This is a genomic window from Caenimonas sp. SL110 (assembly GCF_001044395.1).
In the GTDB taxonomy this organism is placed as follows: domain Bacteria; phylum Pseudomonadota; class Gammaproteobacteria; order Burkholderiales; family Burkholderiaceae_C; genus Ramlibacter.
The window spans coordinates 62,729-76,166 of sequence record NZ_JANU01000009.1 but is presented as its reverse complement, the minus strand read 5'-3'; the positions used below and the strand labels follow the sequence as shown (position 1 = coordinate 76,166).

Annotated in this window: 10 protein-coding genes; 2 read left to right on the top strand and 8 right to left on the bottom strand. The window is 63.0% G+C overall.

Annotated features, from left to right (window positions below; translation table 11 throughout):
- Positions 1-8: 8 nt before the first annotated feature.
- The 6 genes from narI to AQ12_RS06450 are packed head-to-tail and all read right to left on the bottom strand — an operon-like array spanning position 9 to position 9,794.
- Positions 9-782 (bottom strand): respiratory nitrate reductase subunit gamma, encoded by a 774-nt coding sequence (gene narI / locus AQ12_RS06475; RefSeq protein ID WP_048439063.1) that lies wholly within the window; start codon positions 780-782, stop codon positions 9-11.
- A complete protein-coding gene (gene narJ, locus AQ12_RS06470; protein WP_048439062.1) occupies positions 779-1,501 on the bottom strand; it encodes a nitrate reductase molybdenum cofactor assembly chaperone in 723 nt (240 codons plus the stop codon). Before narJ ends, narI begins: the two co-directional genes overlap by 4 nt.
- 1 nt (position 1,502) lies before the next feature.
- The gene (gene narH, locus AQ12_RS06465) at positions 1,503-3,026 is read right to left on the bottom strand and encodes a nitrate reductase subunit beta (RefSeq protein WP_048439061.1); all 1,524 of its coding nucleotides are present in this window, start codon (positions 3,024-3,026) and stop codon (positions 1,503-1,505) included.
- A complete protein-coding gene (locus tag AQ12_RS06460; RefSeq protein ID WP_048439060.1) occupies positions 3,023-6,841 on the bottom strand; it encodes a nitrate reductase subunit alpha in 3,819 nt (1,272 codons plus the stop codon). The genes narH and AQ12_RS06460 overlap by 4 nt, the downstream gene beginning before the upstream one ends.
- Positions 6,842-6,892: 51 nt before the next feature.
- A complete protein-coding gene (locus AQ12_RS06455; protein ID WP_048439059.1) occupies positions 6,893-8,542 on the bottom strand; it encodes an MFS transporter in 1,650 nt (549 codons plus the stop codon).
- Between the two features lie 34 nt (positions 8,543-8,576).
- The gene (locus tag AQ12_RS06450; protein ID WP_152682703.1) at positions 8,577-9,794 is read right to left on the bottom strand and encodes a nitrate/nitrite transporter; all 1,218 of its coding nucleotides are present in this window, start codon (positions 9,792-9,794) and stop codon (positions 8,577-8,579) included.
- A 272-nt stretch (positions 9,795-10,066) separates the two neighbouring features.
- On the opposite strand from AQ12_RS06450, the gene AQ12_RS06445 reads away from it, so the two are divergent.
- Positions 10,067-10,618 (top strand): hemerythrin domain-containing protein, encoded by a 552-nt coding sequence (locus tag AQ12_RS06445; RefSeq protein ID WP_048439057.1) that lies wholly within the window; start codon positions 10,067-10,069, stop codon positions 10,616-10,618.
- A 32-nt stretch (positions 10,619-10,650) separates the two neighbouring features.
- Here AQ12_RS06445 and AQ12_RS06440 read toward each other — a convergent pair whose 3' ends face one another.
- Both AQ12_RS06440 and fnr read right to left on the bottom strand, forming a co-directional pair.
- On the bottom strand, positions 10,651-11,109 hold the full coding sequence (locus tag AQ12_RS06440) for a universal stress protein (RefSeq protein ID WP_048439056.1): 459 nt from the start codon (positions 11,107-11,109) through the stop codon (positions 10,651-10,653).
- Between the two features lie 29 nt (positions 11,110-11,138).
- Positions 11,139-11,837 carry a fumarate/nitrate reduction transcriptional regulator Fnr gene (gene fnr / locus AQ12_RS06435; RefSeq protein WP_048439055.1) on the bottom strand — a complete coding sequence of 233 codons (699 nt, stop codon included), beginning with the start codon at positions 11,835-11,837 and terminating at the stop codon, positions 11,139-11,141.
- A gap of 201 nt (positions 11,838-12,038) precedes the next feature.
- Here fnr and hemN point away from each other — a divergent pair, with 201 nt between their 5' ends.
- Complete coding sequence (hemN, locus tag AQ12_RS06430; protein WP_048439054.1) at positions 12,039-13,418, top strand: oxygen-independent coproporphyrinogen III oxidase; 1,380 nt, start codon at positions 12,039-12,041, stop codon at positions 13,416-13,418.
- Positions 13,419-13,438: the final 20 nt, after the last annotated feature.

Genomic DNA, 13,438 nt, shown 5'->3' with positions numbered 1-13,438 from the left:
GTGTCTCCTTAGCGATCGCCAGGTTGGGCCACTGCAGCTGCGCCGCGTGGGGGAACCGCGCTGGGCTGGCCGGGCAGGTTGCGGCCTGCAGGCACGTTCAGGCGGCGGCTGCGCACCACCTGGTAGGGGCGAAACAGGAAGGTGATAGCCGCGAAGCCGCTCCAGATGTGAACCAGCCGCGTGAACGGGAACAGCAGGAAGATCGTCATGCCGAACACCACATGGAACAGGTAAGGCCACGGCAGTGCAGCGAGCGCGCTGGCGTCCACCGGCCTGAGCGTGACGATGCGTTGCGCCCAGTCCGCCAGGATCAGCATCACGCTGCCGTCGGTGTGCTGGATCGAGTAGGGCAGGGTGATCAGGCCGACCACCAGTTGCACCCACAACACGGCCAGCACCATGATGTCGCTCACGCGGCTGGTGTGCCGGATGCGCGGATCGAACAGCCGTCGCCAGATCAGCATGGTGAGACCCACGAAGCACACCGCACCGGCGATGCCGCCAGCAGTCACGGCGAGCATCTGCTTGGTCGCAGCGGTCATGAAGATGCCGTACACCGCATGCGGCGTGAACAGGCCCACCATGTGGCCGAAAAAGAGAAACAGCACACCGAAATGGAACAGGTTGCTGCCCCATTTCAGCAGGCCTGCGCGCAGCAACTGCGACGAGTCGCTTTTCCAGCTGTACTGGTTCTGGTCGAACCGCATCAGGCTGCCCACGATGAAGACCGTGAAGCAAACGTAGGGATAGACCTGGAACAGGAAGTCGTGCACGGATTTCATCGCATCGCTCCTTGCGCGTTGGTGTTCTTGCGAACGATGTGGATGGGTTGTGGCTGGCCGGGTTTGGCTTGCCCCTCGGTCGAGCAGCCGTCAAAGACGACCGGTTCGGCCCAGCTCTCGTCCAGCGGTTGCTCGGGGGCGCTTGCAACGGCCTCGGCTTTCTGGCCCGCCATTTCAAGCAGCGCGCCCAGCAAGCTGGCGTACGCGCTTTCGCGTTCACGCAGCGCGCCGAAGATCGCCTTGAGGATGTGCGCAATCTCCGACAGGAAGGCCCTGGCTTCGCGCGCCGGTTGTGTCGATACGAATTCGAGCAGCGCCGGCAGGTAGTCGGGCAATTCGTTTTCGTTGAGCACGAGGCCCGCGCTCTGGTAGGTCTGGCCCAGGTCGATCATGGCCGGGCCGCGTTCGCGCGAGTCGCCGTGCACATGCTCGAACAGGTGCAGCGATGTCGCGCGGCCCCGGTCGAACATCTCGACGTAAGCCGCCTCGATCACCAGCGGGTCGCCTGACTGCAAGGTCGTGATCAATGCCTCGATCTCTGCCAGCCGGGACGACTTCAACACATCGTCGTGACGCAGCAGGCTGCGCATCTCGGTGAGGTTGTCGCGCTGCCATGTGTCGGGGTAGCCGAGCAAGGCTGCGATGACGCGCAGCGTGACTGCGCCGGGTGCGCGCTGGACCGCTTTTGAGGCAGTGCCTGGGGTGGTGATGGCCGCCATGTCAGATCTCCGCCTTGATAGGGATGGTGCGTTTCTTTTCCGCGCCGAAGAGGCTTGCGGTGGTTGTTCCGTCCGAGCAGCCGTTGCCGAATGTGAAGCCGCAACCGCCGCGCACGTTGAAGGTGTTCTCCGCGTATTCACGATGGGTGGTCGGGATCACGAAGCGGTCTTCGTAGTTGGCGATGGCCATGACGTGGTACATCTCCTCGACCTCGTCCTGCGTGATGCCGACCTGCTCCAGCACCGCCATGTTGATGCGCTGGTCCACATGCTTTTCGCGCTGGTAGGCACGCATGGCCAGCATGCGTTCGAGCGCACGGATGACCGGCAAGGTGTCACCGGCGGTGAGCAGGTTGGCCAGGTACTTCACCGGGATGCGCAACTGGTTCACGTCGGGGATTTCGCCGTTCGCACCCAGGTGTCCTGCGTTCGCAGCGGCACTGATGGGCGAGAGCGGCGGCACATACCAGACCATCGGCAAGGTGCGGTACTCGGGGTGCAGTGGCAGGGCCACCTTCCATTGCACGGCCATCTTGTAGACCGGGCTGTTGCGAGCCGCTTCCATCCACTTGTCGGGGATGCCGTCGATGCGCGCCTGCTCGATGACCTTGGGGTCATGCGGGTCGAGAAAGAGGCTGAGCTGCGCGGGGTACAGATCGCGGTCGCGCTCGACGCTGGCGGCTTCCTGGATGCGGTCTGCGTCGTACAGCAGAACGCCGAGGTAGCGGATGCGGCCCACGCAGGTTTCCGAGCACACGGTCGGCTGGCCGGCTTCGATGCGCGGATAGCAGAAGATGCATTTCTCGGCCTTGCCGCTTTTCCAGTTGTAGTAGATCTTCTTGTAGGGGCAACCCGAGACGCACATGCGCCAGCCGCGGCACTTGTCCTGGTCGATCAGCACGATGCCGTCTTCTTCGCGCTTGTAGATCGAACCCGACGGGCACGATGCAACGCATGCGGGATTGAGGCAGTGCTCGCACAGCCGTGGCAGGTACATCATGAAGGTGTTTTCGAACTGCCCGTACATCTCCTTCTGGATGTCGTCGAAATTGCGGTCCTTGCTGCGGCCTGCGAATTCGCCGCCCAGGATTTCTTCCCAGTTGGGACCCCAGACGATCTTGTCCATCTGCTTGCCGGTGATCAGGCTGCGCGGACGTGCGGTGGGCGACGCCTTCATCTCCGGCGCGGATTGCAGGTGCGCGTAGTCGAAGGTGAAGGGCTCGTAGTAGTCGTCGATCTCGGGCAGGTTGGGGTTGGCGAAGATGCGCATCAGCAGCTTCCACTTCGCGCCCTGGCGCGGCTGTATGGAGCCGTCTGCGCGGCGCACCCAGCCGCCATTCCACTTGTCCTGGTTCTCCCACTCCTTGGGGTAGCCGATACCAGGCTTGGTCTCCACGTTGTTGAACCACGCGTACTCCATGCCGGGACGGCTGGTCCAGACGTTCTTGCAGGTCACGGAACAGGTGTGGCAGCCGATGCACTTGTCCAGGTTCAGGACCATGCCGATTTGAGCGCGGATCTTCATGCTGTTTCCCCTTGCTCGAGCGTCGGCTTGATGAGCTGTTCGGCCACCGGCGTATCCAGCCAGTCGATGCGGTTCATCTTGCGCACCAGCACGAACTCGTCGCGGTTGGTGCCAATGGTTCCGTAGTAGTTGAAGCCGTAGCTGAACTGCGCATAGCCGCCGATCATGTGTGTCGGTTTCAGCACGATGCGCGTCACCGAGTTGTGGATGCCGCCGCGTACGCCGGTGATTTCCGAGCCGGGTGTGTTGATGATCTTTTCCTGTGCGTGATACATCATCACCATGCCTGCCGGAACGCGCTGGCTGACCACCGCCCGCGCTGCAATCGCGCCGTTGACGTTGAACAGTTCGATCCAGTCGTTGTCCACGATACCGACGAGCTTGGCGTCGTCTTCGCTGATCCACACGCACGGGCCGCCGCGACTGAGCGTGAGCATCATCAGGTTGTCGGTGTACGTCGAGTGAATGCCCCACTTCTGGTGCGGCGTGATGAAGTTCAGCGCAATCTCGGGATTGCCGTTGGGCTTGACGCCCTGCATGGCCGAGGTTGTCTTCAGGTCCACCGGCGGCCGGTAGGAGGTGAAGCCTTCACCGAAAGCAATCATCCACGGGTGATCCATGTAGAACTGCTGGCGCCCGGTGAGGGTGCGCCATGGGATCAGTTCATGCACGTTGGTGTAGCCGGCGTTGTACGAAACCGTCTCGCTCTCGATGCCGCTCCAGGTGGGCGAGCTGATGATCTTGCGCGGTTGCGCCTGCACATCGCGAAAGCGGATCTTCTCGTCTTCGCGGTGCAGGGCCAGGTGAGCGTGCTCGCGGCCGGTCTGCTTGCTCAGCGCTTCCCATGCCTTCACGGCAACGTGGCCGTTGGTTTCCGGCGCGAGCTGCAGAATGACTTCGCAGGCGTCGATGTCGGTCTCGATCTTCGGCATGCCCTTGGTGGGTCCGTCTTTCTTGACCAGGCCGTTGAGTTCGCCGAGCTGCCGCACTTCATCCTGCGTGTTCCAGCCGATGCCCTTGCCGCCGTTGCCCGCCTTGGCCATGAGCGGCCCGAGTGCGGTGAAGCGGCGGAACACGTCGGGGTAGTTGCGCTCGACCACCTGCATGTTGGGCGCGGTCTTGCCGGGCACCAGCTCGCATTCGCCGCGCGCCCACTCTTTCACGTCGAATGGCTGCGCGAGTTCGGCAGGGCTGTCGTGCATCAGCGGGGTGAGCACGAGTTCTTTTTCGACGCCCAGGTGTCCCACGCACACTTCGCTGAATTTCTCGGCGAAGCCCTTGTAGATGTCCCAGTCGCTGCGCGATTGCCAGGCCGGGTCCACCGCTGTCGACAGCGGGTGGATGAAGGGGTGCATGTCGCTGGTGTTGAGGTCGTTCTTCTCATACCAGGTGGCAGTGGGCAACACGATGTCCGAGTAGAGGCAGGTGGTGCTCATGCGGAAGTCGAGCGTGACCAGCAGGTCGAGCTTGCCTTCGGGCGCCTTGTCGTGCCATGTCACTTCGGTGGGGCGAGCTTCTTCAGCACCCAGGTCCTTGCCCTGCACGCCGTTGCTGGTGCCCAGCAGGTGCTTGAGGAAGTACTCGTGGCCCTTGCCGGAAGAACCCAGGATGTTGGAGCGCCACACGAACATGTTGCGCGGCCAGTTGTCCGGGTGATCGGGGTCGGTGCAGCTCATCTTGAGCGAGCCGTCCTTCAGGCCGCTCACGGCGTAGTCTTTCGGGTCCACGCCCGCAGCCGTCGCATCGCGAACGACCTGCAGCGGATTGGTCTGCAACTGCGGCGCGCTGGGCAACCAGCCCATGCGCTCGGCGCGCACGTTGTAGTCGATCATGCTGCCGCCATAGAGCTTCTTGTCGGCCAGCGGCGAGACCACTTCGTCCATGCCGAGCTTCTCGTAGCGCCACTGGTCGGTGTGGGCATAGAAGAAGCTGGTGCTGTTCATCTGGCGCGGTGGGCGAATCCAGTCGAGCGCAAAGGCCAGCGCGGTCCAGCCGGTCTGCGGCCGCAGTTTTTCCTGGCCGACGTAGTGGGCCCAGCCGCCACCGCTCTTTCCGATACAGCCGCACATCATCAGCATGTTGATGACGCCGCGATAGTTCATGTCGCTGTGGTACCAGTGGTTCATCGCGGCGCCGATGATGACCATCGAGCGGCCCTGCGTCTTGTGCGCGTTCTCGGCGAACTGGTGTGCCACGGTGATGAGTTGGGCGCGCGGCGTGCCGGTGATGCGCTCTTGCCATGCGGGTGTGTACGGCGTGTCGTCGTCGAAGCTCGATGCAGCGAACTCGCCCTTCAAGCCGCGTGCGATGCCGTAGTTGGCGACCTGCAGATCGAACACCGTGGCCACGAGTGCCGAGCGCTCTTCACCGGCCTTGCCCAGCGAAATGCGCTGGCACGGCACGGTGCGAACGAGCACATCGGTCTGCTTGTTGTTCGGGAAGTGTTCGCTCACGATGCCGCCGAAGTACGGGAAGCCGACCTGCGCTGTTTCGTAAGCGGCTTGCTCGCCTTCCATGACGGACAGCTTGAGCTTCACCTCATTGGCATTGCGCGCCTCTTTCGATTCGAGGTTCCACTTGCCCTGGTCGGCGCGGCCGTCAGGACCCCAGCGGAAGCCAATCGCGCCATTGGGCAGCACGACCTTGCCGGATTCGTCGAAGGCAACGGTCTTCCACTCGGGGTTGTTGTCCTGCCCCAGCTTGCCGTTGAAGTCGCTGGCGCGCACATAGCGGTCCGGCACCGTGATGACTTCGCCGGACGGCAGGGTGTGTTCCTTCAGCATCACCAGCATGGGCATGTCGGTGTAGCGGCGCACATAGTCGTCAAAGTACGCGCTGCGCTCGCCGCCTGCATCGGGGAAGTAGAAGTTCTTCAGGATCACGTGGCCCATCGCCATCGCGACAGCCGCATCGGTGCCCTGTTTCGGGTTCATCCAGATGTCGGCGAGCTTGGCCACTTCTGAATAGTCGGGCGTGACGGCGACGGTCTTGGTGCCCTTGTAGCGGACCTCGGTGAAGAAGTGCGCGTCGGGTGTGCGCGTCTGCGGCACGTTGGAGCCCCAGGCGATGATGTAGCTGGAGTTGTACCAGTCGGCCGATTCAGGCACGTCGGTCTGTTCGCCCCAGATCTGCGGGCTGGCCGGCGGCAGGTCGCAGTACCAGTCGTAGAAGCTCATGCACACCCCGCCGATCAGGCTCAGGTAGCGTGAACCTGCGGCGTAGCTCACCATCGACATCGCAGGGATGGGAGAAAAGCCGATCACACGGTCCGGGCCGTGGCGCTTGATGGTGTGCACGTTGGCGGCTGCGACGATCTCGTTGACCTCGTCCCAGCTGGAGCGCACAAAGCCGCCCAGACCCCGGATCGACTGGTAGTCGCGCCGCTTGGCGTCGTCGGCCACGATGCTGGCCCAGGCCTCGACCGGGCCGAGCGTGAGCCGGGCTTCGCGCCAGTACTTGAGCAGGCGTCCGCGCACCATCGGGTACTTCACGCGATTGGCGCTGTAGAGGTACCAGCTGTAGCTCGCGCCGCGTGCGCAGCCGCGTGGTTCGTGATTGGGCAGGTCCCAGCGTGTGCGAGGGTAGTCGGTCTGCTGGGTTTCCCAGGTGACGATGCCGCCCTTGACGTAGATCTTCCAGGAACACGAACCGGTGCAGTTCACGCCGTGCGTGCTGCGCACGATCTTGTCGTGCGCCCATCGATTGCGGTAGGCGTCTTCCCAGGTCCGGTCTTCACCGGTGGTCTGGCCGTGGCCGCCCGAGAAGGGCTCGCGTGGCTGCTGGAAGTAGGTGAGACGATCGAGAAAGTGGCTCATGGTTTTTTTCTTCTTCCTTGGGTTGGACTGCGGCCGGGGGATTCAGGGACTTCAGGGGTTTTTGACGTAAGCGTTCTTGCGCAGGTAGAACCACCAGTTCAGCACCAGGCAGATGGCATAGAACACAGCGAATCCGTACATCGCGTATTGCGGCGTGCCGGCCTTGATCTGGTCGCCGATGACGATGGGTGCGACGAAGGCGCCGTAAGCGGCGACCGCCGATGTCCAGCCCAGCACGGGGCCGGCTTGCGTGCGGTCGAAGATCACGCCGATGGTGCGGAAGGTCGAGCCGTTGCCGATGCCGCTGGCTGCGAACAGCACGATGAACAGGCCCAGGAATGCGGGGAAGTGCTGTTCAGGCGTGGCCGAGGCGTAGGCCTGCATCATCACGTAGCCCACGGCAACCGATGCCACGACCATGATGGCCGAGATGATCTGGGTGACGATGGAGCCGCCGACCTTGTCGGAGATCCAGCCGCCGATGGGGCGCACGGCCGCGCCGACGAAGGGGCCGATCCAGGCGTAGGCCAGGATGGTGGGCGCGTTGGGATTGTTGAGCGTGTGCTGCATCACGCCGGCCGCGTTGGGCACGTGGCTGATGCCGAAGATCACCTTCATGGCCAGCGGCAGCGCCATCGAAAAGCCGATGAACGAGCCGAAGGTGACGATGTACAGGGCCGTGAGCGACCAGGTGTGCTTGTCCTTGAAGATCGCGAACTGCTTGGTGACGTTTTCCTTCATCGGGCCGAAGGCCGCGAGCTTCATGATGATGAGCGCGCTCACGATGTCCAGCGGAATTGCGACCCACATGCTGATGAGCCCCAGGCCGGTGGGCTTGGGCAGGTACAGGTACAGGCCCAGGATGGAGGGAATGAAGGCCAGCGTGTAGAGCCAGGTGATCTTGGCGAATGCGACGAGCGGGTTGCCCGAATCGGGCGTCACCGTCTTGAGGTTGTTCATGCCGAACCAGCACAGGACAGACAGCGGAACCAGCGTCAGCACCCACGCAAAGCCCGCGTTCTGGATCCATGTGGGCGTGCCCGCAGCGATCTTGCCGAAGATCCAGCCGCTGTCTTTCATCAGGATGGTGGACGCGCCGCCCATCGAGCCGAAGATCGACAGCGTCATCACCAGCGGGATGACGATCTGCATCGTCGTCACGCCGAAGTTGCCCAGGCCTGCATTGAGGCCCAGCGCCGTGCCCTGCAGGCGCTTGGGGAAGAAGGTGCTGATGTTGGACATGGAACTGGCGAAGTTGCCGCCACCCACGCCGCACCAAAGGGCCATCAACTGGAACGTCCACAGCGGCCACTCGGGGTGCTGCAGTACGATGCCGGTGCCCAGTGCAGGCGCGAGCAGCATCGCGGTGGTGAGAAAGATGGTGTTGCGCCCACCCGCCAGCCGGATCAGGAAGGAAGCGGGGATTCGCATCGTCGCGCCCGCGATGCCTGCGATGGCGGTGAGCGTGAACAGTTCGGCCTGCGTGAACGGAAAGCCCAGGTTCATCATCTGCACGGTGATGATTCCCCACATGCCCCATACCGCGAAGCCGCACAGCAGCGCCGGCACCGAGATCCAGAGGTTGCGATAGGCGATCTTGCTGCCGGTCGTTTCCCAGAACACCGGGTCTTCGGGACGCCAGTCGGTGATGGTGGCGCCGCTCTCGCGGACAGGTGTCTTCAGGTCCAGTGTGGGATTCATTTTGTTCTCTTTTCTTCAATGCATCGGTGTGAAATCACCGTGCGGCAGCCAGTGGTGATTGCGTGCCTTCTTGACCCATCAGCGGTGTGCGGCGCACCTCGGTCCAGTACATCCAGATGAGAGACACCCACACCACGCCGTACATGAACATGAAGGCGCTGGAGCGGATGCCTGTGAGGTCCATCAACATGCCGAACAGGATGGGGAGCACGAAGCCGCCCAGGCCGCCGGCCAGGCCGACCACACCCGAGATCGCGCCGATGTTGGTGGGGTAGTCGTCGCTGATGTACTTGAAGACGCTGGCCTTGCCGAACGCCCATGCGATGCCGAGGATGAACATGAGCGCGGTGAATGCGTAGACGTTCAGGCCGATGTGAAAGCTGCGTGGTCCGTTGGCCGTCAGGATGGTGAACTCGGTCTGCGGGTAAGACAGCAGGAACAGGCAGATCCAGCTCACCCACATCACCCACCAGGTCACGCTGTGCGCGCCATACTTGTCCGACAGCACACCACCGATGGCTCGCAGCACACCGCCGGGCAGGGAGAAGCACGCAGCCAGCAGCGCGGCGACGCGGATGTCCAGGCCGAACTCGCCGACGTAGTACTGCACCATCCAAAGCGACAGCGCCACGTAGCCGCCGAACACGATGCTGTAGTACTGGCAGTAGCGCAGCACCTTGGGGTCCTTCAGGCATTTCATCTGCTCTGAAAAACTCGTGCTGCCCGTGACCAGGTGCGACGGATCGCTGTGGCTGAAGAGCCAGAACAGGATCACGGCGCCGAGCATGATGGCGGCGTACACCTGCGGAACCATTGCCCAGCCGAATGCGACAAGCAGCACCGGCGCGACGAACTTGTTGACGGCCGCACCGGAATTACCGGCGCCGTACACACCCATCGCCATGCCTTGTCGTGCGCGTGGGAACCAGCGTGCGACATAGGGCGTGCCCACCGAGAAAGAGCCGCCTGCAAGACCGACGAACAGGCCGATGGTCAGGAAGTGCCAGTACTCGGTGGCGTAGCCCATGAGAAAGATGGCGGGCACGGTCGATGCCATCAGCACCGTCATGACGATGCGGCCACCGTAGCGATCGGTCCAGATGCCCAGTGGCACGCGGATCAGCGAACCGGTCAGCACGGGCACTGCAGTGAGCAGGCCGAACTGCGTCGAATTGAGGTTCAGCATCTTCTTGATCGGGATGCCGATCACGCCGAACATCATCCAGACCATGAAGCAGACGGTGAATGCCATCGTGCTGACAATCAGCACCGACCACGCCTTGCGGTCGATTGGCACGCTGCCGGTGGAATTTGTTGTTGCTTGTTGTGTCGCCACTTCGATGCTCCTGCCAGGTGCGTCGCGAACCGGTTTGGTGCGCCAAGGCCAATGTATGGGTGAGCTATCAGTAGGGACTTGATAAAGATCAAGGCGGGCCATGCATCAGTCCCACCCTTGACATTCGTCAAGGCCGGGGGCCGTGGAAGACCTAAATTGATCAGGTACCTGAAAAAGTGAGGCGTTCCATGACGGAGAAAAACACCCAGGCCGACAGGCCCGGCGCGCAGTCGCCTGTCGATACCTTTTCACATGCGCACAGCGGAATCCTCTCGCGGCTCGATGCGTTTTCGCACCTGCCCGAACTGCTGGACGCGGCCGCGAAGGCCCGTGAGGTGGCGCGGACCACGCTTGCCTTGTTCGAGCCCGGCGTGCTGGACCATCACACCGAAGAAGAAAAGGATTTGTTTCCCGCCGTGATTGCCAGCGCGCGTGATACCGAAGAGCGCGACCGGGTGTTGCGCATGGTCGAGCGGCTCACAGCCGAACACCGGGCGGTGGAAGAGTGGTGGCGCCACCTGAAGGGTTCGGTCAAGTCAGCTGCGGCCGGACGCGAGGCGAATCTTTCACCGGCCGAGGTGCATGAACTGGTGCAGCTGTACACGGCCCACGCGCGATTCGAGGAAGAGCATTTCCTGCCGCTGGCCCAGCAGATCCTGGAGCGCAACGACAACCACCTGGCCGCGTTGGGCCTTGCCCTGCACTTGCGGCACATACCGCAGCCGGTCGGGTATATCTGAGCAACGATTGGCGTGGTCGTCTGACCCGGCAGTCAGACGAACGCCGCCTCGGCTCGCTTGACCAGCAGGGCGGGAATGGTGCTGCTGCGCACCACCGATTCCGCATTGCTTCCCATGGTCAGCCGGTTGAAACCGTGGCGGCCGTGCGTGCCCATCACGATCAGGTCGCACGATTGCCTGACCGCTTCGTTCACCACGACGCCTGCGATGCGGGCCTGCGCGACCTCACGCAGGCAGGTCTGTGCCTGGACGTCGCTGTCTGCCGCCAGGAGACGCGCGCTCTCCAGGATGTCCTGGCCGCGCTGGCGCAGGCGATCCATCATCTTTGAATAGCTCGTCACGGACGAGACTTCGACAAGCATCGAGAAGTCATCGATCACGTGAAGGAGCACGAGTTGCGCCTTCATGGCGGCCGCCAGGCCGATCGCTTCTCGCAGGCCGCCGTCGGCTGTCGTACTTCCGTCAATGGGTACCAGGATGCGTTTGTACACAGGATTTCCTTTGTACGGTTTGAAGGTGTCTAGGGCTGCTGGTTGATGAGCCGCTGCAGCGCGTCGATGTCCAGGATGCGCAGGTGCCGCTGGTGCACCTGCAAGATGCCGTCGTCGGCGAATTTCGAGAAGGTGCGGCTGACGGTTTCGAGCTTCATGCCCAGGTAGCTGCCGATTTCTTCGCGCGTCATGCGCAGGCGCAGCTCAGAGCCCGAGAACCCGCGCGCGTGCAGCCGCTGCACCAGGTTGAGCAGGCATGCTGCCAGTCTTTCTTCTGCGCGCATGCTGCCCAGCAAAAGCATCACGCCGTGCTCGCGCACGATCTCGCGGCTCAGGATGCGATGGACGTGGCGCTGCAATGCGCTGATCTCGCGTGACAGCTCTGAAATGCGTTCGTACGGCATGACGCAGACCTCGGAGTCTTCCAGCGCAATCGCGTCGCAGCTGTGGTGGTCGCTCACGATGCCGTCCAGCCCCATGATCTCGCCGGCCATCTGGAAGCCGGTGACCTGGTCGCGGCCATCTTCGGTGCCGATGCGGGTCTTGAAAAACCCAGACCGGATGGCGTAGAGCGCCTGGAACGGATCGCCGGTGCGAAACAGCGCGCTGCCGCGCTTGACCTTGCGCCGCAGCGTCACCACCTCGTCGATCTTGTCGAGTTCGTCCGGGCTCAAGCCGACGGGCATGCACAGCTCGCGCAGGTTGCACTTCGAGCATGCCACTTTCATGGCCTCGTGATCCCCGCCGGGGATGGGTTGCCTGATCCGGTTGAAGCGTTCTGTGTGCACGGTGCTTTCCGGGCGCGCTCATGCCGCGCCCTTGCCTTGTGGAAATTGTCGTGATGTTGGCGACAGCACGATTGATCTATGTCATGGAAAGCTGCGGGCTGCGGCATCACAGTGTGTGTTCAATCAAACGAGCACGAGCCCATGACCGCGCAAGCCACCGAATTGCTCCATCGTTTCGACGTGCCCGGCCCGCGTTACACCTCTTATCCCACGGCCGACCGTTTCGTCGAAGCCTTCACCGAAGCCGACTACCGCCAGGCCCTGGGCCAGCGCACATCGGGCCCCGGCGCATTGGCGCCGCTATCGCTGTACGTCCATATCCCGTTTTGCGAATCTGTCTGCTACTACTGCGCATGCAACAAGATCGTGACGAAGCACCACGAGCGATCGGCGAGCTACCTGCGTTACCTGGCACGCGAAGTGGAACTGCACACGCTGCAGATCGGCGTGGGACAGACGGTGAGCCAGCTGCACCTGGGCGGTGGCACGCCCACGTTCCTGTCGGACGACGAGTTGCGGCAACTCATGGCCATGCTCAGGCGAAGCTTCACGCTCGCGCCGGGCGGCGAGTTCTCCATCGAGATCGATCCGCGCACGGTCGATCGTGGGCGCCTTGCGGTGCTGGCACAACTTGGCTTCAACCGGCTCAGCTTCGGCGTGCAGGACTTCGACCCCGACGTGCAGAAAGCCGTTCACCGCGTACAGCCTGCAGAACAGGTGTTCGGGTTGATGCGCGATGCGCGTGACGTCGGTTTCGAATCGGTCAACGTGGACCTGATCTACGGACTGCCGAAACAGAGCGCCAGCACATTCGCACGGACGCTGGAGCAGGTCTGCCAATTGCGGCCCGACCGGATCGCGCTCTATGGCTACGCGCACTTGCCCGAGCGCTTCAAGCCGCAGCGGCGCATCGCCGCCGCCGACCTGCCAACCGGCAGTGCGAAGCTGGGCCTGCTCACGCAATCGCTGGATGCATTGACTGGCGCAGGCTACGACTACATCGGCATGGACCACTTCGCATTGCCCAACGATTCGCTGGCGGTGGCCAAACGCCAGGGGCGACTGCACCGCAACTTCCAGGGCTACAGCACGCAACCCGATTGCGACCTGATCGCCCTGGGCGTGTCCGCGATCGGACGCATCGGGCCGACCTACAGCCAGAACGCCAAGACGCTGGAAGAATATTGCGACCACCTCGACCAGGGCAGGCTGCCGGTGAACCGCGGACTGGCGTTGGGCCGGGACGACCTGGCGCGCCGCGCCGTGATCATGGCCATCATGTGCCAGGGGCAGGTCGTGTTCGAGTCGATTGAACTCGCGTGGCTGCTGGACTTTCGCAAGTACTTCGCCGCCGAACTGGCCCAGCTGGAAGATCTCCAGGCGCAGGGCCTGGTGACCATGGACGACACCTGCCTGCAGGTCACGCCGAGCGGCTGGTACGTCGTTCGCGCCATTGCGATGGTGTTCGACCGCTTCCTGCAGATGGACAAGCATCGCGCGCGGTTCTCGCGGATCATCTAGGGCGCCGATCGAGTCACTGC

Excerpts from the sequence above, each read along its gene's own strand:
- narI (WP_048439063.1), bottom strand. The coding sequence starts at position 782 with ATGAAATCCGTGCACGACTTCCTGTTCCAGGTCTATCCCTACGTTTGC.
- AQ12_RS06455 (WP_048439059.1), bottom strand. The coding sequence starts at position 8,542 with ATGAATCCCACACTGGACCTGAAGACACCTGTCCGCGAGAGCGGCGCC.
- narJ (WP_048439062.1), bottom strand. The coding sequence starts at position 1,501 with ATGGCGGCCATCACCACCCCAGGCACTGCCTCAAAAGCGGTCCAGCGC.
- fnr (WP_048439055.1), bottom strand. The coding sequence starts at position 11,837 with ATGAAAGTGGCATGCTCGAAGTGCAACCTGCGCGAGCTGTGCATGCCC.
- AQ12_RS06450 (WP_152682703.1), bottom strand. The coding sequence starts at position 9,794 with ATGGCATTCACCGTCTGCTTCATGGTCTGGATGATGTTCGGCGTGATC.
- narH (WP_048439061.1), bottom strand. The coding sequence starts at position 3,026 with ATGAAGATCCGCGCTCAAATCGGCATGGTCCTGAACCTGGACAAGTGC.
- AQ12_RS06460 (WP_048439060.1), bottom strand. The coding sequence starts at position 6,841 with ATGAGCCACTTTCTCGATCGTCTCACCTACTTCCAGCAGCCACGCGAG.
- AQ12_RS06445 (WP_048439057.1), top strand. The coding sequence starts at position 10,067 with ATGACGGAGAAAAACACCCAGGCCGACAGGCCCGGCGCGCAGTCGCCT.
- hemN (WP_048439054.1), top strand. The coding sequence starts at position 12,039 with ATGACCGCGCAAGCCACCGAATTGCTCCATCGTTTCGACGTGCCCGGC.